We start from the raw sequence: 20,711 nt of genomic DNA, 5'->3' as shown, positions 1-20,711 counted from the left end.
GAATCCCCCGAGCCGGCACCCGGAACCCGGGCAGCGCAGGGAACCCCCCGAACGCCGGACCCGATGGAGGCCGCCACCCAGGCCACCAGGAGTCTGCACGGCCTGTCCACCGAGCTCACGGCCCGGGTGCCGCAGCTGCTGGAGGCCATGCGGTCGGTCGGTACGGGACTCGAGCTGCACTCCACGCTCGACCGCATCTGCGAGACCGCCGCCGAGCTCGCCGGCGCCCGCTACGCGGCGATCGGCGTCGTCGACACGGAAGGCCGGGGGCTCTCGGACTTCGTCACGTACGGGATCAGCCCCGAGCAGGCCCGGAAGATCGGGCACCGCCCGGACGGGAAGCGGGGCCTGCTCGGGGCGCTGATCTCGCACCCCGAAACGGTGCGGCTCGCCGACCTGACCGAGGACCCGCGGGCGGCGGGCTTTCCGCCGCACCACCCCGAGATGAAGACCTTCCTCGGGGTCCCGATCCGGGTGCAGGGAGAGATCTTCGGCAACCTCTACCTCGCCGAGAAGAACGGCGGCGTCGAGTTCAACGACTACGACGTCCACATGGTCCGGGTGCTGGCCACCGAGGCGGGCATCGCCATCGGCAACGCCCGCCTGTACGAGGCCGCCACCCAGCGGGAGCGCTGGATCGACGGCTCGGTGGCCGTCACCACCGCCCTGCTGTCCGGCGGGGACGCCGACGACGCCCTCGCCGTGGTCGCCGAGCAGGCCCGCCACCTGGCCGATTCCGCTGCCGGGATCGTGATGCTCCCCGCCGAGGAGGGCGGGATGGAGATCGTCGCCGTCTCCGCGGAGAACCCTGCCACCTCGCTGGGCGTGGTGATCCCGGCCGAGAGCCCCGTGGTGGACAAGCTGCTCCAGGGCGAGCCGGTCTTCGTGGCGGACGCCGCCTCCGATCCCCGCATGATCAGCAAGCTGACCAGCCAGTACGGCCCCTGCATGATGCTGCCGCTGCACAGCGGCGGACGCGTGCTGGGCGCCCTGGTCACCCCCCGGGCCCGCGGCGGACGGCCCTTCAGCGAAGCCGAGCGGACCCTGGCCACCCAGTTCGCCTCCCAGGCGGCCCTCGCCCTGATGATGGCCGAGGCCCAGCGGGACCGGGAGCGGCTCGCCGTCTTCGAGGACCGCGACCGGATCGCCCGCGACCTGCACGACCTGGTCATCCAGCGGCTGTTCGCCACCGGGATGATGCTGGAGGGCGCCCAGCGCCGCTCCATCGTCCCCGAGGTGCGCGATGGCGTGGGCAAGGCCGTGGACGAGCTGGACGTGACGATCCAGGAGATCCGCACCGCGATCTTCGCCCTCCAGCAGGGCCCGGCGGAGGCCCCCTCCGGGCTTCGCACCCGGGTGCTGCGCGAGATCAACATGGCCGCCGTGCCGCTGGGCTTCAAACCCGCGCACCGGTTCCTCGGCCCGATCGACGCGGTCGTCGGCGAGCTCGTGGGCAAGAACTTGATCGCCGCACTGCGCGAGGCCCTGTCCAACGCCTTCCGGCACGCGGACGCCTCCCGGATCGAGGTGGTCCTGGACTCCACCGTCACCCTCGCAGACGGGCGGCCCGGGGTCCGGCTGGAGGTCGCCGACGACGGGGTGGGCATCCCCGAGGGCGGTCGGCGCAGCGGTCTGCGGAACCTGCGCCGGCGGGCCGAGTCGCTGGGCGGGGCGAGCTGGTACGGCCCGGGCCTACGCGAGGACGGCGGCGGCACCACCCTGGTGTGGGAGGCCCCGCTCTAGAGGCTCCGCTCCAGAGGCTTGGCTCCGGAGGCTTGGCTCCGGAGGCTCCGCTCTAGACGTGGCCCTGCTGCCGCTGGGCGATGCGTTCGGCCACGATGCGTTCGATGACGACGGCGACCCCGTCCTCGTCATTGGCGGTCGTACGGCCGGACGCGGCCGCGATCACGTCCGGGTGGGCGTTGCCCATCGCGTACGAGGTACCGGCCCAGCCGAGCATCTCGATGTCGTTCGGCATGTCCCCGAAGGCGACCACCTCGTCAGGGGAGATGCCCCGCTCTGCGCAGCACAGCGCGAGGGTGCTCGCCTTGGAGACCCCGTGCCCGCTGATCTCCAGGAGGGCGGTCGGGCTGGACCGGGTGATCGACGCGTAGGCGCCCGCGGCGGAGCGGGCCAGCTCCAGGAATGCGTCGGGGGCGAGCTCGTTGTGGTGGGCGAGCAGCTTGAGCACGGGGGCGGCGCTGTCGTCCGTGTCCTGCTGCAGCAGCTTTTCGGCGGTGGCGAGGATCGCGCCCGGGTCCTTGAAGAAGGGCGGGTAGGCCGGCTCGTAGTTGATGCCGGTCGTCATCTCGACGGCGAAGGAGGTGCCGGGAGCCGCCGCGCGCAGGGCCTCGACGACGGAGAGGGCCGCGGCCCGGGGAAGGGCCCTGACCAGTACGAACTCGCGCCCTGCGTGGAGGTCGACGACCGCTGCCCCGTTGGCGCAGATCGCGAGGCCGTGTCCGTGGACGTGGTCGGCGACCACGTCCATCCAGCGGGCCGGTCGGCCGGTCACGAAGAAGACCTCGATGCCCGCCTCCTCGGCAGCTGCGAGCGCGGCGACGGTGCGCTCCGATACGGACTTGTCGTCGCGCAGCAGAGTTCCGTCGAGGTCGGTGGCGATGAGCCGGGGCACGGGGATCGTCCCGTCCGGGCGCTGGGAAGCCGAGGTCACCGCCCCATCTTCGCCCATGGCCTCGAACGGCCCGACCACGGCCGGGCAACAGGCGGTCCCCACGGGCGGTACACGGCGGGGCCGCTGCCGGAGCCGGCTGTCGCGGCGAGCCGATGTTTCACGTGAAACATCCCCTCGCCGTAGGCTCGACGCATGAGTCTGCGTCTGAGCACGGTGATCCTTCCGGTACGGCGATGGCACGAGGGAGGCCGCGACCAGTGGGTCAGGGCCGAGCAGCTCGGCTTCCACACCGCCTACACCTACGACCACCTCTCGTGGCGGTCCTTCCGCGACGGGCCGTGGTTCGGTGCGCTGCCCACGCTGACGGCGGCGGCCACCGCCACCGAGCGGCTGCGCCTGGGCACGCTGGTGACCTCGCCGAACTTCCGGCACCCGGTGACCCTGGCCAAGGAGCTCATCTCCCTCGACGACATCTCCGGCGGCCGGATCACCCTCGGCATCGGAGCGGGCGGCAACGGCTTCGACGCGACCGCGCTGGGCCAGGAGGCCTGGAGCCCGCGTGAGCGGGCCGACCGCTTCGCCGAGTTCGTGCCGCTGCTGGACCGGTTGCTGACCGAGGACGCGGTGAGCGACGAGGGGACCTTCTACTCCGCCGAGGAGGCCCGCAACATCCCCGGCTGTGTGCAGCGGCCGAGGCTGCCGTTCGCCGTCGCCGCGACCGGACCGCGCGGCCTGCGCCTCGCCGCCCGCCACGGCCAGGCCTGGGTGACCACGGGCGACCCGAAGCTCTTCGAGGAGGGCACGCCAGAGCAGTCGAGGGAGGCCCTGCGCGGGCAGCTCGAACGCCTCCACAAGGCGCTGGCGGAGATCGGGCGGGAGTCCGAGCCGATGGAGAAGATCCTGCTGACCGGCTTCACGCCCGAGGCCAACCGGGTGCTGGACTCCGTGGACGCGTTCGTCGACTTCGCCGGCCGACACCGCGATCTCGGCTTCACGGAGCTGGTGATCCACGCGCCGATCCCGGACTCCGACTTCGCCGCGGACGAGAGCGTCTTCGAGAAGATCGCCACCGAGGGCCTGGCCCAGCTGGACCGCTGACCGGCCGTCCGCCGCCGCTTCCCGTGCCCGGGCAGGGGAAGCGGCGGCGAGCAGCTCAGCTCCGCAGCTGATCGAGCACGCGCTCCGCGGAGGGGAGCAGCCAGTCCGGCAGCTCGCCCTCGGGCACAAGACGCAGCTCGTCGATGAGGGCGGAGACGCGGGTGGCACCCGCTTGCGCGTCATCCCGCTCGTGCTCGGTCCACGCGGCGTTGGTCACGCACTGGAACCGGTCGCGCAGATGGTCCGGGCCGAGGTCCGCATAGGCCCGGGCGGCCCGGTCCCACAGCTCGATCTCCTCCACGCGCAGTCCGTCGGCCTCGGCGGCGCCGAGCGACGGCCCGGAGCGGTCGTCGCCCTCGAACCCCTCGAAGCCCTCGACGACGTCAGTGTCCTCGTCCTCGTCGTCGTCCCCATCCCCGTCGTGGGACTGCCCGTTGGCGCTGACGTGCCGGTCGAGCACCTGTGCCAGCTGGTGCCAGGTCTGGGCGAGTTCGGAGCGCAGCTCGGGGGCGCCGGGATCCGCCGCCAGGGCGGCTTCCAGCACCGAGGCGGCTTCCGCCATCCGGCCCCGGGCCCGCTCCACGGACTCCCCCGTGACCTCCTCGCGCAGCCCCAGCCAGGCCAGGGAGCGCAGGATCCGCACCTCGGCGACCGGGGCTCCGCCCGCCAGCCGGTGCAGGACGAGCGAGCGCTCGAAGGCGGCGACCGCCTCCTCGGCCAGCCCCGCGTCGGAGAGGGCGTCGGCGGCGGACTGCGCGAGGCTCGCCTGCGGGCGGGGGTCCTCCCAGTCCTTGGCCGTTTCCGCGGCGAGGAGGTACTGCTCCGCCGCCGGCCGGAGCTCGTTCAGCCGGCGCAGCAGATCGCCCAGGAACTCCCGTACGAACACCGCCTGCCGGTCGCCGTGCTCCAGCAGATCGGGCAGCGTCGACTGCAGGACCTCCGCGGCCTCGGCCGCCCGGCCGTCCTGCGCGTACGCCCGGGCCAGCAGCAGCCGGGCCTGTGCCCCGCCGTCTCCGGTGAGACCGGCCTGGTCGAACCAGTGGGAGGCCGCGAGAGCGTGCTCGGCGGTCTCGGCCGCCGCGGCGCCCCGCCGGAGCAGGATGTCCGCGAGGGTCAGCCGTACGACGCCCTGCGTCTCGGCGTCGGTCACATCGGTCGCGTGCTCCAGACCGGCACGCGCCGCCCGCTCCGCTTCCTCGGGACGGTCCAGCGACATCAGCACCCCCGCCCGCAGCACCAGCGGGTCCACCGCCTGCCACGGCCCGCCCGCCGCGACCGCCCGCGCGGCGGCATCGGCCAGCAGGTCCACGGCCCGCTCCGGATCACCCTGGGACAGGGCCACCCGGCCGAGCATCTCCTCGGCCTCCGCGACCAGGTCCGCCAGCGGCGTGTCCCGGTAGGCCGCGACGAAGGCGGTCAGCTCGGCGGCGAGCTCGCCGTGCCCGTGCTCCCGGCCGTCCTCCCCCGCTGCGGACGCCTCGACCGAGCGCAGGTACGACTCCACGCGGATCGCGGACAGTTCCGCGAGCGCGATCCGGCGGGCACGGAGCGGTTCGGCCGGGTCCAGGGCCTCGGCGGCCCGCACGGCCGTCGCCATCAGCTCCCGGATCCGTGCGGGAGCCGCCCCGGACTGGGCGGCCAGGCTGGCCAGCCGCAGCTCGGCCAGGGCCGCCCGCTCAGTGCGGCCCAGGGCCAGGTACTCGTCCCTTACCGCCGTCAGCAGCTCGGCCGCCCCCTCGGCACCGCTCCGCGCGGCGGCCAGGGCCCGCTGGTCCGCGAGGTCGGCACGCACCAGCGGGTCGGCCTCCGGCTGCGCATCCACCCGTGCGGCGACCTCGGCCCACAGTGCCTCCGCACCCGGATGTCCCAGGTCACGGGCATTCCTGGCGCGCTCCACCAACCCGCCGAAGTCGAAGCCGGCTGCCGACGCGGTCGGGGTGATCTGCGCGGTCGCTCCGGCCGGAGCGGGCACGGAGGGTGCACCCGGGGCGGCGGCCGCGCCGGGACCGGCCTGCGGCAGGGTGGTGCCCCGCACGCCCAGCGGGAGCACGCCGGCCAGCGGCTGCCGCGCGACGCGCTCCAGGAAGCGGTCCGACACCCGGGTCGTGCCGTTGCGCGCGTCGAACTGCCGGGCGATGTCGAGGCAGCCCGCGTACAGGACCTCGTACAGCTCGGAGACGGTCCGGGGGATCCCTTCGTAGGGGACGGCGGGGAGCAGGCCGTGGCCCAGTTCCTGCAGACGGCGCAGCAGGACGAGGATGCCCCCGTGGAAGGCCAGCTGGTCGTCGACGTTGGCGAGGGGGGCCACGTGGGGGCCGTGCTCGGCCAGGATCTCCAGGCCGCGCGACTCGTTGCCGGTGAGCGCGCAGAACTCGATGTGCCGGCCGACCGAGGGCAGCAGGCTGTCGTTGCCCCGGGCCAGGCGGTAGCCGCGCAGGTGGTGCGAGCGGGCCTCGTCGGTCCGGCCGAGCCGCAGCAGCGGCAGCAGCGAGGTGGCGAGCACCCGGTGGGGTTCCTCGGCGCAGGTCAGATCGCCTTCGAGGACCGGCTTCCAGATGTCGAGGGCCTCGGCGTCGTCCCCGTGCAGGACGGCGTACTGCCCCTGGCCGTTGAGCTCGCAGGCACGGCAGTCGCTCATGTCGTCGCGGTCCGCGGCCTGCCAGCGGGCGAAGGCCTGCTCGGCCCGCTCGTCCTGGCCGGTCGCATGGGCGAGCCACAGTTCGGCCTCGCGGACGGGCCGCTCGCTGTAGCCGGCGCTCCGGTACCGGCGCTCCATCTCCTCCAGCCACCCGGTGGCCGACTCGAGGGGGATCCCGGGGGAGTCCGAGATGGCCGTGGCGACCCACTTGAACTGCCAGAACAGCGAGTGCGCGTCCCATTCGGAGAAGGCGCCCGGGTCCTTGTCGTACTCCTGGAGCAGCCGGGCGAAGGGCACCAGCATCTTCGAGGACTCGGAGCTGTAGAGGTAGGCGTTGATCAGGTTGTCCAGGGCGTCGCGGAACAGGGCCCGGTCGCCGCTCGCCTCCGCCGCCCCGGCCAGTGCCTCGGCATGCGTGTTGCGCGCGGTGCCGTTCGGCGCCTCGCGGTTCTCGGCCAGACCCCGCACGATCTCCTCGCGCGTCATGGTGGTCACTTCTGGTCCCCCTGGGTGTCGCGGGCGTCGCGGGCGTCGGCGGCATCGGCGGAGCGGCCCGTCGGGTGGGTCGCCCACTCCAGGAGCCCGAGGAAGGCCCGGTTGAGCAGGGTCGAGTCGGCCGGCCGCAGGGGCCGCTGGGACATCAGCAGGGCCTGTCCGTACAGCGATTCGACGGCGGTGCCGGTCAGCGCCTCGTCGGGGAGGGCGGAGATCCGGCGGATCAGCGGGTTGTTGTGGTTGAGGACGAGGCGGGCGCGGGGAGCGGAGCCGCGCAGCGCTCCGAGGATGCCGCTCCACAGGGAGTCGGCGCTCTCCAGAGCGGCGGTCCGGTCGCGCTCCTGGCGGGCCTGGCGGTCGTCGAGGTAGAGCGCGGGGACGGCGACGGGCTGGAAGGCGCGCAGCACCACGTCGCATCCCTGGGGTTCCAGGCGGGTGCGTGCGGTGGCGAGGAAGGGGGCGAGTGCCAGTTCGGCGGCGGTCGGCACCGGGTCGAGCCGCTCGGTGACCGCCCCGGCGTCGAGCTCGGTGACCTTCAACTCGGGCCGGACGGCGGGCAGCAGGGCCAGCAGGTCGGCGTCGTAGGTGTAACCGGCGTTGATGACGCCGAGGCCGTGGGCCGCGGCGATCGGGGCGATCTGGCGGAACTCCTCGACGGTGCGCGTGAAGTGGATGTCCGTGTGGGCGGCCGCGAACTCCTGGAGGCTCATCGAGCCGTCGCTGGTCTCGAACGGAAGCCAGGGCAGCATCAGCCCGAGCAGTTCGGCGTCGTGCCGGGCCATGGACTTCACACCGAGGTGGTGGACGCCGAGGAAGGCGGCCAGGCGTTCCGGGTCGCTCGCCGCGAGCTCGGCGAGCCAGCCGCGCACGCGCGAGCCGAGGGCCTCGCGCACGGCCGAGAGGGTCTCGTCGTCGTACAGGTTCTCGCGGGAGGCGGTGGGGCGCAGGGTGTCCGTGTCGAGGACGACGCGCACGAAGAACGCCCAGTCCGGGAGCAGGTTGTCGGCCCGGTCGGTGAGCAGCATGCCCTTGAGGTGGACGCGGTGTCCGGCCCGGTGGGCGGGGCTGGTCGGCTCGGGGAGCACGTACGCCACGCCGCGCACCCCGGCGAGGGGCAGGTCGAGGTCGATGCTGTCGAGCGGGGTGAATCCGAAGAGCCGGGAGCAGTGTCCGGCGAGTGCGACGCGGCGGGCGGCGGGGGTGGGGAAGGGCCGGTCCCAGACGGCGGGCAGGGCGGTGACCGGGCGCGGCTCGCCGCCCTCGCCGTCGTCGAACGTGATGTCGTAGGGGAGCAGGGAGCCGTAGTCGCGGGCCAGTTGTTCGACCTTGGCCGGGACGGTCCACTCCGCGGCGCCGGGGCGGGCTTCCAGAACCACGGTGGTGCCGGGCTCCGGTCGTGCCTCGTGGGGCAGTTCGCGGACCGTGTACGAGCCGTCGTCCGTGGCGAGCCATTCGACGGGAGCGGCCTCGGGGTCGCGGGCGGAGCGGGTGACGACGCGGATCTGGCGGGCCACGACGAAGCACGCGAGCAGTCCGATGCCGAACTGGCCCAGGAATTCACGGCGGGCGGCTTCCAGTCCGTGGTCGCCGCCGCGCTTGGAGCTGCGGCCGATGGTGGCGAGCAGCGAGTGGGCCTCGGCGGCCGTCAGGCCGATGCCGCTGTCCTCGATGGTCACCCGGCCGCCGGAGGCCGACAGCCGGATGCGGACCTGCGCGCCGGGGTCGAGGGCGTGGCGGGCGGTGACCGCGTCCACGGCGTTCTGCAGGAGTTCGCGTACGTAGACGCGCGGGCTGGAGTAGAGGTGGTGGGAGAGGAGGTCGACCAGGCCGCGCAGATCTACCTGAAAGCTGTGGGATTCGGATTCGGAATCGGACGTCATGGTGCGTCACCTCGCGTGCGTCTGTGCATGGTTGGTTCGGTGATCGCGAGGTGCCCCCCCTCACGGATCCCGGAGTGGGACACACATTAGGGGGATGGTCCGACAATCTCAGCGTGAATTCCCGTGGCCGCGCGCCCGTTACCGGAAGCGCAGGAACCGTGGTGGCACGGCGTCGACCAGCCACACTCCGTTCGCGCTGATCCGGAAGACGTGCCCGGCCTCGCGCATCGCCGCGGCGTCCACGCTGAGCACGACCGGCCGGCCGCGCCGGGCGCCGACCCGGGTGGCGGTCTCCCGATCGGGGGACAGGTGCACGTGGTGGCGGGCCATCGGGCGCAGGCCCTCGGCGCGGATCGCGTCCAGGGCGGAGGCGACGGTGCCGTGGTAGAGGAAGGCGGGCGGCTCGGCTTCCGGAAGACCGAGGTCCACGGGCACGGTGTGCCCCTGGCTGGCGCGGATCCGGGTGCCCTCGACGGCGAACCGCTGCTTGTCGTTGGTGGCGACGACGTGGTCGAGATCGGCGCGGGTGAAATGGAAGCCGTGCGCGGAGGCGGCGCGCAGAAGATCGTCGATCTCCACCCAGCCCTGCGGGTCGAGCACCAGTCCGATCCGTTCCGGCTGATGCCGCAGGTGTTTCGAGACGTATTTGGACACCTTCACGGTGCGTCTTTCATCCATAAGCCCAGCGTGCCGGGTGGAGGACCTTCCGAAAAGGGATTTTCGTGGTGTCGGACAGCGCCGGACACCGCTATCGTTTTTCCAAGATACGGAATACCTTTTCCGCTGCCACTTCTGCCCAGGGGGAGAAATCATGACAGCCCGTACCTCTCTGCCACGCCGAGCAGCCGCCGAGACCGTCGGAACCGCCGCCCTCCTCATGGTTGTGATCGGCTCCGGAATCAAGGCCGCCGAGCTCAGCGCCGACCCGGGCGTAGCCCTGGTTGCCAACTCCCTCGCGTCGGCCATCGGGCTCGGGCTGATCATCACCCTCTTCGGTCCGCTGTCGGGCGCGCACCTCAACCCGGTGGTCACCCTGACCAGCTGGTGGGCCCGGCGCACCGGCGGCGAGGGGCTCAGCGGACGGGACGCCCTCGTCTACACCGCAGCCCAGACCGCGGGTGCCATAGGCGGCGCCGTCCTCGCGGAAGTCATGTTCGGCCGGACCCCGGGCGCCTTCGCCACCCAGGTCCGCGACGGCGGGAACCTGCTCCTCGGCGAGGTGATCGCCACCGCCGGGCTCGTGCTGGTCATCCAGGGTCTGGGGCGCATCGGGCGCCCGAGGCTGGTCCCGGCCGCGGTCGCCGCGTACATCGCCGCCGCGATCTGGTTCACCTCCTCCGGGTCCTTCGCCAACCCGGCCGGCACCATCGGGCGCTCCTTCAGCGACTCCTTCACGGGCATCGCCCCCGAGTCGCTGCCCGGGTTCGTGGCCGCACAGCTGATCGGCGGGGTCCTGGGCCTCGGTCTCGCGGGCGTCCTCTACGGGAGCGCTCGCGCCTCCAGGGCGGTGCCGGCCGAGATCGTGCCGGCCGGGACCGCGCCGGCCAAGGACGAGTTCGAGACCATCGGTTGAGACGCCGGCCCCGTTGCCCACAGGCCAGGTGGACTTGTCCACAGCCGATTGGGCAGGTTTTGACGGCAAACGCGTGATCCGCCCTGTGGACTACTGAACGGGCGGACGCACAGCCTTCCGCGTGAACAGTCATACGCCCGAACAGCGGTCCGGGGAGCACGGGCTTCCGGGCGCACCGCGTGCCGGGCGCACCGCGTGCCGGGCGCACCGTCTTCCCGGCGCACGGCCTGCCGCGCGGGCAGCCTTCCGGATGCGCGGCCTTCCGTACGTCCTACCGCAGGTCCTGGCGCTCGCCCCTGCGCGCCAGATCGTTCATCGTCCGGGCCTGGAGCTCCCGCTCGGTCGCAGCCCGGACGAACTCGGCGACGTGCTCCGCGCCGACCAGCTCCTGTACCGCCCGGACCGTCCCGGCCGGCAGCACCACCGGCGAGGGACCCGACGGCTGGGCCGTGCCGGCCGCCCCCAGATGCCGCTGCAGGTGCCGCGTGGCGAACAGCCTCATCGCCCGCGCCAGCTCCGCGTCCACCGTCTGCTGGGCCAGTGGCCGCAGCCGCCGCACCATCGTCGCCGCCTCCGCCGCGTCCGCATCGGTCGGCGGGACCTGCCCGAGGTAGCGCGCGAAGACGTGCTCGGTGGTGAACTCGAGGAACCGCGAGGCGATGTGCTCGACCTGCCCGCGCAGTTCCCGCAGGTGCCCGGTGATCGCCGACAGCGGCACCCCGGCCGCGTACAGCTCGGCGGCTACGGCCAGCTCCTGCGGGGAGGGCACCAGGAACTGGTCCGGGCGCCCCGGGATCCGCTCCAGCACCCCCAGCTCGCACGCCTCGCCCACGGCGTCGTCGTCGGGCATGCCGCCGAACCGTTCGTTCAGCTCTTCCCGGGTGATCCGGGCGGCCTCCTCGTCGGTCCACGGCCCGTGCACCTCCGCGACCAGCCCCAGTACGCCGCCCAGCCCGCGCCCGGCGTCCCAGGCCTCCAGCAGTTCCTTGATGGAGGCCAGGGTGTAGCCGCGGTCCAGCAGGTCCGCGATCTGGCGCAGCCGCGCCAGATGCGTGTCCCGGTAGACGTTGGAGCGGCCCCGCCGCTCCGGCTTCGGCAGCAGACCGCGGTCCTGGTACGCACGGATCGTGCGCACCGTCGCCCCGCTGTGGTGCGCCAGATCCTCGATCCGGTACTCGGCTACCGCCTGATCGGACAATCCCGGCTCCCTACGACATCGCGGCTCGGCCGCCCGCGCCCGCCGGGGCCCGGGCGGCAGGTGAAGCCGCAAGGTACTCGACCGCCCTGCGCAGCGAGCCCTCCTGCGAGGGATGGTACGACCGCCGGATGGAGCGGGGTATGGCCATGCCGGGCTCTCTCCGTCAGGGAAACAGCCACCGGCCGTCTCTCACAGCCGGGGCTCCAGCCTCGCGATCCGCCGCAGGGTGCGCGGCGCGAAGCGGGACATCCACAGGGCGCCCTTGGATTCGGGAGTCACCGGCACCACGGCCTCGTTGCGCACCACGGCCCGCAGGATCGCGTCGGCGACCTTCTCCGGCGGGAAGTTGCGCAGCCCGTACAGCCGCGAGGAGCGTTCCTGGCGGCGCTTCTCCTCGGCGGCGTCCACCCCGGCGAAGCGCGAGGTGGCGGTGATGTTGGTGTTGACGATGCCGGGGCAGATCGCCGAGACACCGATCGACTTCGAGGCCAGCTCCGCGCGCAGGCACTCCGACAGCATCAGGACCGCGGCCTTCGAGGTGCTGTAGGCGGGCAGGGTCCTGGACGGGAGGTAGGCGGCGGCGGAGGCGGTGTTGACGATGTGCCCGCCCTGGCCGCGCTCGGCCATCTGCTTCCCGAATATCCGGCAGCCGTGGATGACGCCCCACAGATTGACGTCGAGGACCTTCTTCCAGTCCTCGGCGCTGGTGTCGAGGAAGGCCCCGGACAGGCCGATCCCGGCGTTGTTGACCAGGACGTCCACGATCCCGTACTCGGCGGCTACCTTCGCGGCGAGCTTCTCCATCGCCTGCTCGTCGCTGACGTCCACGCACTCGCCCCAGGCCTCCGGAGCGCCGACGAGGCGGGCCATGTCGGCCGTGCGCGCAGCGCCCTCTCCGTCCCGGTCCACGGCCACCACCCGGGCCCCGGCCTCGGCGAAGGCGAAGGCGGTGGCCCGGCCGATGCCGCTGGCCGCGCCGGTCACGAGCACCAGCTGGCCGGCGAAGCGGTCGGCGTACTTGCCGGGGGCCTTCAGCTCAGGCGCGCGGGTCGCCGGCTCCTCCCGGGCCGTGACGAAGTCGGTGACCCAGGCGGCCAGCTGGTCGGGGCGGGTCCGCGGCACCCAGTGCTTGGCGGGCAGCGTCCGGCGCAGCAGGTCCGGGGCCCACCGCTCCAGGTCGTCGTAGAGCCGCTCCGAGAGGAAGGCGTCACCGGTCGGGGTGATCAGCTGCACCGGGGCGTGCGCGAAGGCGTCCGCGCGGGGGCGGCGCAGGCGGGGCCGGACGTTGTCCCGGTAGAGCCACGCGCCGTGCGCCGCGTCCGAGGGCAGCGAGGCCGTCGGGTAGGACCCGGACGGGACCTTCTCGACGCGCTCCAGCAACTTCGGCCACCTCTTGCCGAGCGGCCCGCGCCAGGCGAGCTCCGGCAGCACGGGCGTGTGCAGCATGTACACGTACCAGGACTTGGCACCCTGGCCGAGCAGCTGCGCCGCCCGGCGCGGGGTGGGCCGCGACATCCGCTTCTTGATCCAGTGCCCGAAGTGGTCGAGGGAGGGCCCCGACACCGACGTGAAGGAGGCGATGCGCCCCTCGGTGCGGGCGGCCGTCGCGAACTCCCAGCCCTGTACCGAGCCCCAGTCGTGGCCGACCAGGTGCACCGGCCGGCCCGGGCTGACGGCGTCCGCCACGGCCAGGAAGTCGTCGGTCAGCTTCTCCAGGGTGAAACCGCCGCGCAGCGGCTGCGGCGCGCTGGAGCGCCCGTGGCCGCGCACGTCGTACAGCACCACGTGGAAGCGCTCCGCGAGCCGCTCGGCGACCTCCGACCAGACCTCCTTGCTGTCCGGGTAGCCGTGCACGAGCACCACGGTCGGCCGGCCCGTCTCGCCGAGCTCGACCACGCACAACTCGATGCCGCCGGTGCCCACCCGGCGCTCGCGTGCGCCGGCCAGTCCCGCCGCGTCCGCTCCGCCGGTGCCGTTCATCCCGTTCATGCCGCTCATGCTGCCTTCTCCTCGGCCCAGCGCCGCACGTGCGGCAGATCGTCGTCCAGCCAGAACGCGCTCTCCTCGGGATCCCGGGAGTCGGTGACGACCAGGATCTCCTCGAACTTCGCCCCCGTGCCCCGGAAGCCCAGGTGGGGCTCCACCGCCCACAGGCCGGGCTGCGGCGCGTGATCGGAGAAGTGGTACGGGCTCCACAGCGGGGACCAGCCCTCACGGTGGCCGTGCAGGGCGTCACTGGCCAGCCCCTTGAGGGACTGCGCGCCGAAACCGAACGCGGTCGGCGACCAGCGCCGCTCCTTGACCCGGTCGATCTTGTGGGCGATGACGCCGAAGGGGTACGCACGGTGCCGGTTGGCGTACCCCTGCCGGGTCATCAGCCGTTCGACGTTCTCGTAGATCTCGCGCAGCGACCGCCGCTCGCGCACCTGCTCCAGGATCAGCACCCGGTGTTCGCGCAGGTCGGACATGAGCCGGTCCTGCACCGGATTGAGTCCGAGGCTGCCCGAGTACCCGATGTCGGCCGCGTACCCCTTGTAGACCGGAGCCATGTCGAGGATGAACGGCATCCCCGGCTCCAGCTTCCGGTTGGTGGGGAAGAACTGGAGCGGGATCTTGAAGTTCACGAACGCCGTGCGGTCCCCGAACCAGGCGAACGGCAGGTGGAACCAGTCCCGTACGCCCCGCTCGCGCAGCCACTCGCGCTGCATGCGCGCGGCTTCGCGCTCGGTCACCCCGGGCCGCAGCTGGGCCGCGACGGCCTCCGCGCACTCGTAGGAGAGGCGTTGCACTTCCCTGAACCCGCGCAGGTCGGTGTCGAGCCGCGCGGTGCGTTGCTTGGTGTCCCCAGCCATGCCAGCAGTCCCGTCCCTGTAGCCGTACGCGCCCGTAAGTTGACACTGATGAATGTGACAATGGCTGGAGATCACGTCAAGGCCCGTGCACGTACCTGTGGACAAACTTGTCCGGGTCACATCAGCCTCCAGTACGGGTACATACGCCGGAAGGCGGAGACGGGATCCAGCTCAAGGTCTGACGTTTCGCGAGGGCCGCACCACTAACGTCGAATCCGTGACTGTCATCGCGACCGAAAGCCTGAGCAAGCGGTACCCCCGAGTGACCGCCCTCGACCGGCTCTCCCTGGACATCGGGCCTGGTGTGACCGGCCTCGTGGGTGCCAACGGAGCCGGCAAGTCCACGCTGATCAAGATCCTGCTGGGACTGTCCCCCGCCACCGAGGGCAGCGCCGCCGTGCTCGGCCTCGACGTCAATACGCATGGCAGCGCCATCCGTGAACGCGTCGGCTACATGCCCGAGCACGACTGCCTGCCGGCCGACGTGTCGGCCACCGAGTTCGTCGTCCACATGGCCCGCATGTCCGGGCTGCCGCCGACCGCCGCCCGCGAGCGCACGGCCGACACCCTGCGCCACGTCGGGCTGTACGAGGAGCGCTACCGCCCCATCGGCGGCTACTCCACCGGCATGAAGCAGCGCGTCAAGCTCGCCCAGGCGCTGGTCCACGACCCCCAGCTGGTCCTCCTGGACGAGCCGACCAACGGCCTGGACCCGGTCGGCCGCGACGAGATGCTCGGCCTGATCCGGCGCGTCTACACCGACTTCGGCATCTCCGTCCTGGTCACCTCCCACCTCCTCGGCGAGCTGGAGCGGACCTGCGACCACGTCGTGGTCGTCGACGGCGGCAAGCTGCTGCGCTCCAGCTCCACCAGCGACTTCACCCAGACCACCACGACCCTCGCGGTCGAGGTCACCGACTCCGATGCCCACCCGGACGGCACAGCCGCCCTGCGCAAGGCACTCGGCGCGGCCGGCCTCACCCTCCATGCGGGCGAGGAGCAGGGCCTGCCCGGCGCCGGCCACATCCTCCTCGTCGAGGCCACCGACGAGCGCGCGTACGACACCGTCCGCGACACCGTCGCCGACCTCGGCCTCGGCCTGGTCCGCATGGAGCAGCGCCGCCACCACATCGCGGAGGTCTTCCGCGACAACGACCAGCCCGCGCACCTCCTCCAGCAGAAGGGAGCCGGTTCCGATGGCGCCTGACACCTCGACCCAGATCCACAACATCGGCTACCGGTCCTACGACGGGCCCCGGCTCGGCCGCGGCTACGCCCGCAAGTCGCTGTACTCGCAGTCCCTGCGCGGCGCCTACGGACTGGGCCGCTCCGCCAAGTCCAAGGTCCTCCCGATGATCCTCTTCGCGGTGATGTGCGTTCCCGCGCTGATCCTCGTCGCGGTCGCGATCAATCTGCCCGGCTCCACCGACCTGCCGATCAAGTACACGACGTACGCCGTGACCACCCAGGTGATCGTCTACCTCTACCTCGCCTCACAGGCGCCGCAGTCCGTCTCGCGGGACCTGCGCTTCAAGACGGTGCCGCTCTACTTCTCACGGCCCATCGAACGCGTCGACTACGTCGTGGCCAAGTTCGCCGCCATGGCCTCGGCCCTGTTCGTCCTCACGGCCACCCCACTGCTGATCATGTGGATCGGCTCGCTCCTGGCGAAGTTCGACTTCGCCGACCAGACCAAGGGATTCGGGCAGGGACTGGTGTCGGTTCTGCTGCTGTCGCTGCTCTTCGCCGGCCTCGGCCTCGTCATGGCCGCGCTCACCCCGCGCCGCGGTTTCGGCGTCGCCGCCGTCATCGCCCTGCTGCTCATCCCCTACGGTGCGGTCACCGCGGTGCAGGGCGTCGCCTACTCCACCGGGAACACCGGGGCCATCGAGTGGATGGGCCTGTTCTCCCCGATCACCCTCATCGACGGCTTCCAGACCGCCTTCCTCGGTGCCGACTCCGCCTTCCCCGGCGGTGAGGGTCCCTCGGCCGGTGCCGGCGTCGCCTACCTGCTCGTCATCCTCGCCCTCATCGCCGGCTCCTACGCCGCTCTGATGGCCCGCTACCGGAAGGCCGGGCTGTGACAGTCATCGACATCGACCACACCTCACGCTGGTTCGGGAACGTCGTCGCCGTCAACGACGTGACCATGCGCATCGGCCCCGGCGTCACCGGACTGCTCGGCCCCAACGGCGCCGGCAAGTCCACGCTCATCAACATGATGGGCGGCTTCCTCGCCCCCTCCACGGGCACCGTCACCCTCGACGGCGCACCGATCTGGCAGAACGAGCAGGTCTACAAGCACGTGGGCGTCGTGCCCGAGCGCGAGGCCATGTACGACTTCCTCACCGGCAGGGAGTTCGTCGTCGCCAACGCCGAACTCCACGGCCTCGACGACGCGGCCGCCCAGCGGGCACTCGCCACCGTCGAGATGGAGTACGCCCAGGACCGCAAGATCTCCACGTACTCCAAGGGCATGCGCCAGCGCGTGAAGATGGCCTCCGCCCTCGTCCACGACCCCTCCGTGCTGCTCCTGGACGAGCCGTTCAACGGCATGGACCCGCGCCAGCGCATGCAGCTGATGGACCTCCTGCGGCGCATGGGCGACGAGGGACGCACCGTCCTGTTCTCCTCCCACATCCTGGAGGAGGTCGAGCAGCTCGCCTCGCACATCGAGGTCGTCGTCGCCGGCCGGCACGCGGCCTCCGGCGACTTCCGCAAGATCCGCCGGCTCATGACGGACCGCCCGCACCGCTACCTGGTCCGCTCCTCCGACGACCGGGCCCTCGCCGCGGCTCTGATCGCCGACCCCTCCACCGCCGGCATCGAGGTCGACCTGAAGGAGGGCGCGCTGCGCATCCAGGCCGTCGACTTCGGCAGGTTCACCGAACTGCTGCCCCGGGTGGCCCGGGAGCACGGCATCCGGCTCATGACGGTCTCGCCCTCCGACGAGTCCCTCGAGTCGGTCTTCTCCTACCTCGTCGCGGCCTGAAAGGAGCTGGCACCCATGTACAACCCCACCGTCGCCCGGCTCACCTACCGGGCCCTGCTCGGCCGACGCCGCGCGATGATCCTCTTCGCGCTGCCCGCCCTGCTGATCGTCATCGCGGTCGCCGTGCGCGCCTTCGCCGGAGTGGACGACAAGGTCGCGGCCGACCTCCTCGGAGGCTTCGCCCTCGCCACCATGGTTCCGCTGATCGGGGTCATCGCCGGCACCGGCGCCATCGGACCCGAGATCGACGACGGCTCGATCGTCTACCTGCTCGCCAAGCCGGTGAAGCGCCCGACGATCATCATGACCAAACTGACCGTGGCCGTCGCCGTCACCATGGCCTTCTCCGCGATCCCCACCCTGATCGCCGGATTCATCCTCAACGGCAACGGCCAGCAGATCGCCGTCGCCTACACCGTCGCCGCCCTCGTCGCCTCGATCGCCTACAGCGCGCTGTTCCTGCTGCTGGGCACCGTCAGCCGGCACGCGGTCGTCTTCGGCCTGGTCTACGCCCTGATCTGGGAGTCGCTCTTCGGCAGCCTGGTCTCCGGGGCGAAGACCCTCAGCGTCCAGCAGTGGGCCCTCGCCCTCGCGGAGAAGGTCGCCGGACCCGGCTACGTGGACGCCACCGTGGCCCTGCCCACCGCCGTGATCCTGCTCGCCGTGGTCACCGTGGGCGCCACCCTCTACGCGGGCCAGAAGCTGCGCCGCCTGACCCTGGCAGGCGAGGAGTAGGCCCGCGGTACCGCTCCGCGGCCCGCGGGACCCCCCGCGCACTGTGCCCCGCCCGGCCCATTCGGCCAGGCGGGGCACGGCTTCACGCGCCATGATCGGGTCATGATCGAGCAGAGCGACCCGGAGCCGTCCAGGCCACTGCGGTCCTGGATACGTTCCTCACCCGGAACGCACATATGGCTGCTGATCATCGCCGTCACCAGCATCGTCGTCGCGATCGCGCCCGACCAGTTCGAGCGCGTCCTGCTCCACCGCAACAGCAGCAACATCCACCAGCTCGTCAAATACCCGGTCCGGGCGCTCCTCAGCAGCGCGTTCTGGATCGAGGACCCGGCCTCGCTCGCCCTGTACGCCGTGCTCTTCGAGGTCTTCCACGCCCCCGTCGAACGCTGGCTCGGCACCCTGCGCTGGCTCGTGATCGTCGCGACCGCCCACATCGTCGCCACTCTGATCAGCCAGAAGGTCCTGCTGACGGCCATTCAGGCGCACGAGGCCCCGCGCAGCATGACCCACGTCGTCGACATCGGCGTCAGCTACGGCCTCGCGGCCTCCGTCGGAGTCCTCACGTACCGGCTCCCCCGCCCCTGGCGCTGGTTCTATCTCGCCGGAGCGGTCGCCTTCTTCGGCATCCCCCTCGCCACCGGCGGCACTTTCACCGACCTCGGCCACGCCATCTCGCTCGCCGTAGGCCTGCTCGCATGGCCGCTCACCCGCCACCTCGATCCGCCCTCGGCCACCGCCGGGAGGGGCTCCCTGTGAAACCGGGTCATGTTTCACGTGAAACATGACCCGGTTTCACAGGGAGCCCCTCCGGACTAGTCGGCTTCCGGCTCCCCGGTGACCAGGCCGTGCTCCCAGGCCCATGCGGCGATCCCCACCCGGTTGCGCGCCCCGAGCTTCGACTGGACGTTCGCGATGTGGGTCTTCGCCGTCCCCGCGCTGATGAACAGCTCCGCGCCGATCTCCGCGTTGGTCAGCCCCCGCGCCACCAGCCGTACGATCTCCAGCTCCCGCCCCGTCAGCGGATGGGCGGAAGGCCGGGCGACCGGACCCGCCTGGGTCAGCTTGCTGAGCAGCCGCACCGTGATCTGCGGACTGATCAGCGTGTCCCCGGCCATCGCCGCCCGTACGCCCTCGATCAACAGCGCCGGGCCCGACCGCTTCAGCAGGAACCCGCAGGCCCCGTTGCGCAGCGCGGTCTGCACGTACTCGTCCAGGTCGAAGGTGGTCACGACCACCACCCGGGTCTGCGGGGCGAGCAGCCGGGTCACCTCCAGCCCGTCGAGGCGCGGCATCCGGATGTCCGCCAGGACCACGTCCGGCCGCAGCTCGCGGGCCAGCGCCACCGCGCTCTCCCCGTCCCCCGCCTCGCCCACCACGGTCATGTCCGGCTGTGAATCCAGGATCAGCCGGAAACCGCTGCGGATGTCCTCTTGGTCGTCGGCTATCAGGATGCGTGTGGTCACGTTGCCATGATCACCCGAGCGGGCTCCGCTGCGCCGGGAAGACCGCACAAACCCGCCAACCGCCGTCCGGGTTCGGACCGGCCGACAGGGTCCCGCCGACCGCCTCCACGCGCCCGCGCAGTCCGGCCAGCCCGGTACCGCCCCGCCTCCGGCCGGGCAGCAGCCCGCCCCCGCCCCGGCGCACGGCGGAGTTGGCCACGCTGAGCTCCACCCCGCCCTCCGCCCGGCTCACGGCCACCCGCACCGTGGCGGCCCCGGCGGCGTGCCGGCGTACGTTCGTCAGGGCCTCCACGGCCACCCGGTACGCGGTGGTGTCCGCCTCGCGCGACAGTTCCCGTACCGCCTCCGGATCGGCCTCCAGAGTCCCGCCCTCGAACCGCTCCACGACCGCCGGGAGTTCGGCGAGCCCCGGCACCGGGGCGGTCGGGCCGCCCGAGGCCTCCCGGAGCGCGTGCACGGTCCGGTCCAGCGACTCCAGCGCGCTCAGCCCCGCCGTCTCGATGCGCTCGAGCGCCCGCACCGCCTGGCCGGGATCCTTTGCGGCCACGAACCGGGCCGCCTGTGCCTGCACGACGATCGCGCTCACGTCGTGGGCCACGAAGTCGTGCAGGTCCCGGGCGAGTTCGAGCTGCTGGTCACGTCGCGCGTCCTGCACGGCCCGCCGCGTCATCCCCTCCTGGCGGCGCAGATGGCCGCCGAGGCCCACCGCGCCGAAGGCGGGCACCGCCCAGAAGGCCGCAGCCCCGAAGACGTCCAGCCACGAACCGTCCGCCCACACCATCGGGACCGGCCACAATGCCACCGCCGCCACGCCCAGGGCGCCCGCGAGGCTCCCGGACCGTACCGGGGACCACCGGGCCACCAGGGCCAGCAACGGCAGCAGTACCGCCATCCCTGCCAGCGTCCAGGCGCTCGGCAGACCCACGGCCGAACCGGCCAGGGACAGCAGGCTCGCCCCCGCCAGGGCGGGGGCGCAGATCGCTTTCGCTCGCAAGGTCACCCCCCGACCCTACGAGCCGCCCCGCTCCTGCGGCATCTGCCGATCTGCAGATGCCGGCCGGGCCGGCCGCCCCCGCGTCCTGCCGATCGGCGGATGGTTCCGAAGGGCCCGCCGGACCAGGCTTGAGCCATCACCAGCAGCCATCCGAA

At 72.3% G+C, this 20,711-nt stretch carries 17 protein-coding genes and 1 pseudogene; 8 read left to right on the top strand and 10 right to left on the bottom strand.

Annotation, left to right across the window (positions count from 1 at the left end; all coding sequences use genetic code 11):
• Positions 1–63 precede the first annotated feature (63 nt).
• Positions 64–1,743 carry a GAF domain-containing sensor histidine kinase gene (locus ACIGFK_RS07880; RefSeq protein ID WP_400051040.1) on the top strand — a complete coding sequence of 560 codons (1,680 nt, stop codon included), beginning with the start codon at positions 64–66 and terminating at the stop codon, positions 1,741–1,743.
• 52 nt (positions 1,744–1,795) lie between these two features.
• Here ACIGFK_RS07880 and ACIGFK_RS07875 read toward each other — a convergent pair whose 3' ends face one another.
• Complete coding sequence (locus ACIGFK_RS07875; RefSeq protein WP_376656180.1) at positions 1,796–2,692, bottom strand: Cof-type HAD-IIB family hydrolase; 897 nt, start codon at positions 2,690–2,692, stop codon at positions 1,796–1,798.
• A 135-nt stretch (positions 2,693–2,827) separates the two neighbouring features.
• Between ACIGFK_RS07875 and ACIGFK_RS07870 the strand changes: the two genes are divergently transcribed.
• A complete protein-coding gene (locus ACIGFK_RS07870) occupies positions 2,828–3,733 on the top strand; it encodes an LLM class flavin-dependent oxidoreductase (protein WP_376656181.1) in 906 nt (301 codons plus the stop codon).
• Between the two features lie 55 nt (positions 3,734–3,788).
• On the opposite strand, the gene ACIGFK_RS07865 is transcribed toward ACIGFK_RS07870, so the two are convergent.
• From ACIGFK_RS07865 to ACIGFK_RS07855, 3 genes are all read right to left on the bottom strand, one after another.
• Positions 3,789–6,866: a tetratricopeptide repeat protein gene (locus ACIGFK_RS07865; RefSeq protein WP_400050951.1), complete on the bottom strand. Its 3,078-nt coding sequence runs from the start codon at positions 6,864–6,866 to the stop codon at positions 3,789–3,791.
• A complete protein-coding gene (locus ACIGFK_RS07860) occupies positions 6,863–8,746 on the bottom strand; it encodes an HSP90 family protein (RefSeq protein ID WP_400050949.1) in 1,884 nt (627 codons plus the stop codon). The genes ACIGFK_RS07865 and ACIGFK_RS07860 overlap by 4 nt, the downstream gene beginning before the upstream one ends.
• A 138-nt stretch (positions 8,747–8,884) precedes the next feature.
• Positions 8,885–9,424: an RNA 2'-phosphotransferase gene (locus ACIGFK_RS07855; RefSeq protein WP_376656184.1), complete on the bottom strand. Its 540-nt coding sequence runs from the start codon at positions 9,422–9,424 to the stop codon at positions 8,885–8,887.
• Positions 9,425–9,557: 133 nt separating this feature from the next.
• On the opposite strand from ACIGFK_RS07855, the gene ACIGFK_RS07850 reads away from it, so the two are divergent.
• Complete coding sequence (locus tag ACIGFK_RS07850; RefSeq protein ID WP_386467306.1) at positions 9,558–10,319, top strand: aquaporin; 762 nt, start codon at positions 9,558–9,560, stop codon at positions 10,317–10,319.
• Positions 10,320–10,590: 271 nt separating this feature from the next.
• Here the strand turns inward: ACIGFK_RS07850 and ACIGFK_RS07845 are convergent, their stop codons facing one another.
• The 4 genes and pseudogenes from ACIGFK_RS07845 to ACIGFK_RS07830 form a co-directional block, all read right to left on the bottom strand.
• Positions 10,591–11,517, bottom strand: coding sequence for a MerR family transcriptional regulator (locus ACIGFK_RS07845; RefSeq protein WP_376656186.1), 927 nt, complete (start codon positions 11,515–11,517; stop codon positions 10,591–10,593).
• 10 nt (positions 11,518–11,527) lie between these two features.
• Positions 11,528–11,677, bottom strand: a pseudogene (locus ACIGFK_RS07840) (metal-dependent hydrolase); the annotation flags it as partial.
• Between the two features lie 29 nt (positions 11,678–11,706).
• Positions 11,707–13,515, bottom strand: a complete 1,809-nt coding sequence (locus ACIGFK_RS07835; protein WP_376656187.1) for an SDR family oxidoreductase — start codon at positions 13,513–13,515, stop codon at positions 11,707–11,709.
• Entirely contained in the window at positions 13,512–14,369 is an 858-nt protein-coding gene (locus tag ACIGFK_RS07830; RefSeq protein ID WP_376656188.1) for a M24 family metallopeptidase, read from the bottom strand. Before ACIGFK_RS07830 ends, ACIGFK_RS07835 begins: the two co-directional genes overlap by 4 nt.
• 217 nt (positions 14,370–14,586) lie before the next feature.
• Here ACIGFK_RS07830 and ACIGFK_RS07825 point away from each other — a divergent pair, with 217 nt between their 5' ends.
• The 5 genes from ACIGFK_RS07825 (at position 14,587) to ACIGFK_RS07805 (ending at position 18,855) form a co-directional block, all read left to right on the top strand.
• On the top strand, positions 14,587–15,576 hold the full coding sequence (locus tag ACIGFK_RS07825; protein WP_376656189.1) for an ABC transporter ATP-binding protein: 990 nt from the start codon (positions 14,587–14,589) through the stop codon (positions 15,574–15,576).
• Entirely contained in the window at positions 15,566–16,453 is an 888-nt protein-coding gene (locus ACIGFK_RS07820; protein WP_376656190.1) for an ABC transporter permease, read from the top strand. The genes ACIGFK_RS07825 and ACIGFK_RS07820 overlap by 11 nt, the downstream gene beginning before the upstream one ends.
• Complete coding sequence (locus ACIGFK_RS07815; protein WP_376656191.1) at positions 16,450–17,361, top strand: ABC transporter ATP-binding protein; 912 nt, start codon at positions 16,450–16,452, stop codon at positions 17,359–17,361. Before ACIGFK_RS07820 ends, ACIGFK_RS07815 begins: the two co-directional genes overlap by 4 nt.
• Positions 17,362–17,376: 15 nt before the next feature.
• On the top strand, positions 17,377–18,096 hold the full coding sequence (locus ACIGFK_RS07810; protein WP_376656192.1) for an ABC transporter permease: 720 nt from the start codon (positions 17,377–17,379) through the stop codon (positions 18,094–18,096).
• Between the two features lie 102 nt (positions 18,097–18,198).
• Positions 18,199–18,855 (top strand): rhomboid-like protein, encoded by a 657-nt coding sequence (locus ACIGFK_RS07805; RefSeq protein ID WP_400050945.1) that lies wholly within the window; start codon positions 18,199–18,201, stop codon positions 18,853–18,855.
• 56 nt (positions 18,856–18,911) lie between these two features.
• On the opposite strand, the gene ACIGFK_RS07800 is transcribed toward ACIGFK_RS07805, so the two are convergent.
• Together ACIGFK_RS07800 and ACIGFK_RS07795 are read right to left on the bottom strand one after the other, a co-directional pair.
• The gene (locus ACIGFK_RS07800) at positions 18,912–19,562 is read right to left on the bottom strand and encodes a response regulator (protein WP_376658418.1); all 651 of its coding nucleotides are present in this window, start codon (positions 19,560–19,562) and stop codon (positions 18,912–18,914) included.
• A 10-nt stretch (positions 19,563–19,572) separates the two neighbouring features.
• Positions 19,573–20,562 carry a sensor histidine kinase gene (locus tag ACIGFK_RS07795; protein WP_400050943.1) on the bottom strand — a complete coding sequence of 330 codons (990 nt, stop codon included), beginning with the start codon at positions 20,560–20,562 and terminating at the stop codon, positions 19,573–19,575.
• Positions 20,563–20,711: the final 149 nt, after the last annotated feature.

The sequence above is a fragment of the Streptomyces sp. NPDC085524 genome, from assembly GCF_044541755.1.
Lineage (GTDB): Bacteria > Actinomycetota > Actinomycetes > Streptomycetales > Streptomycetaceae > Streptomyces.
Note: the sequence above shows the minus strand (reverse complement) of the source record. Positions and strands in the feature narration are given on the sequence as shown.

Bases quoted from the DNA above. Each gene is read 5' to 3' on its own strand.
- ACIGFK_RS07860 (WP_400050949.1), bottom strand. From the start codon at position 8,746: ATGACGTCCGATTCCGAATCCGAATCCCACAGCTTTCAGGTAGATCTG.
- ACIGFK_RS07875 (WP_376656180.1), bottom strand. From the start codon at position 2,692: ATGGGCGAAGATGGGGCGGTGACCTCGGCTTCCCAGCGCCCGGACGGG.
- ACIGFK_RS07880 (WP_400051040.1), top strand. From the start codon at position 64: ATGGAGGCCGCCACCCAGGCCACCAGGAGTCTGCACGGCCTGTCCACC.
- ACIGFK_RS07830 (WP_376656188.1), bottom strand. From the start codon at position 14,369: ATGGCTGGGGACACCAAGCAACGCACCGCGCGGCTCGACACCGACCTG.
- ACIGFK_RS07835 (WP_376656187.1), bottom strand. From the start codon at position 13,515: ATGAGCGGCATGAACGGGATGAACGGCACCGGCGGAGCGGACGCGGCG.
- ACIGFK_RS07805 (WP_400050945.1), top strand. From the start codon at position 18,199: ATGATCGAGCAGAGCGACCCGGAGCCGTCCAGGCCACTGCGGTCCTGG.
- ACIGFK_RS07870 (WP_376656181.1), top strand. From the start codon at position 2,828: ATGAGTCTGCGTCTGAGCACGGTGATCCTTCCGGTACGGCGATGGCAC.
- ACIGFK_RS07855 (WP_376656184.1), bottom strand. From the start codon at position 9,424: ATGGATGAAAGACGCACCGTGAAGGTGTCCAAATACGTCTCGAAACAC.
- ACIGFK_RS07820 (WP_376656190.1), top strand. From the start codon at position 15,566: ATGGCGCCTGACACCTCGACCCAGATCCACAACATCGGCTACCGGTCC.
- ACIGFK_RS07850 (WP_386467306.1), top strand. From the start codon at position 9,558: ATGACAGCCCGTACCTCTCTGCCACGCCGAGCAGCCGCCGAGACCGTC.
- ACIGFK_RS07810 (WP_376656192.1), top strand. From the start codon at position 17,377: ATGTACAACCCCACCGTCGCCCGGCTCACCTACCGGGCCCTGCTCGGC.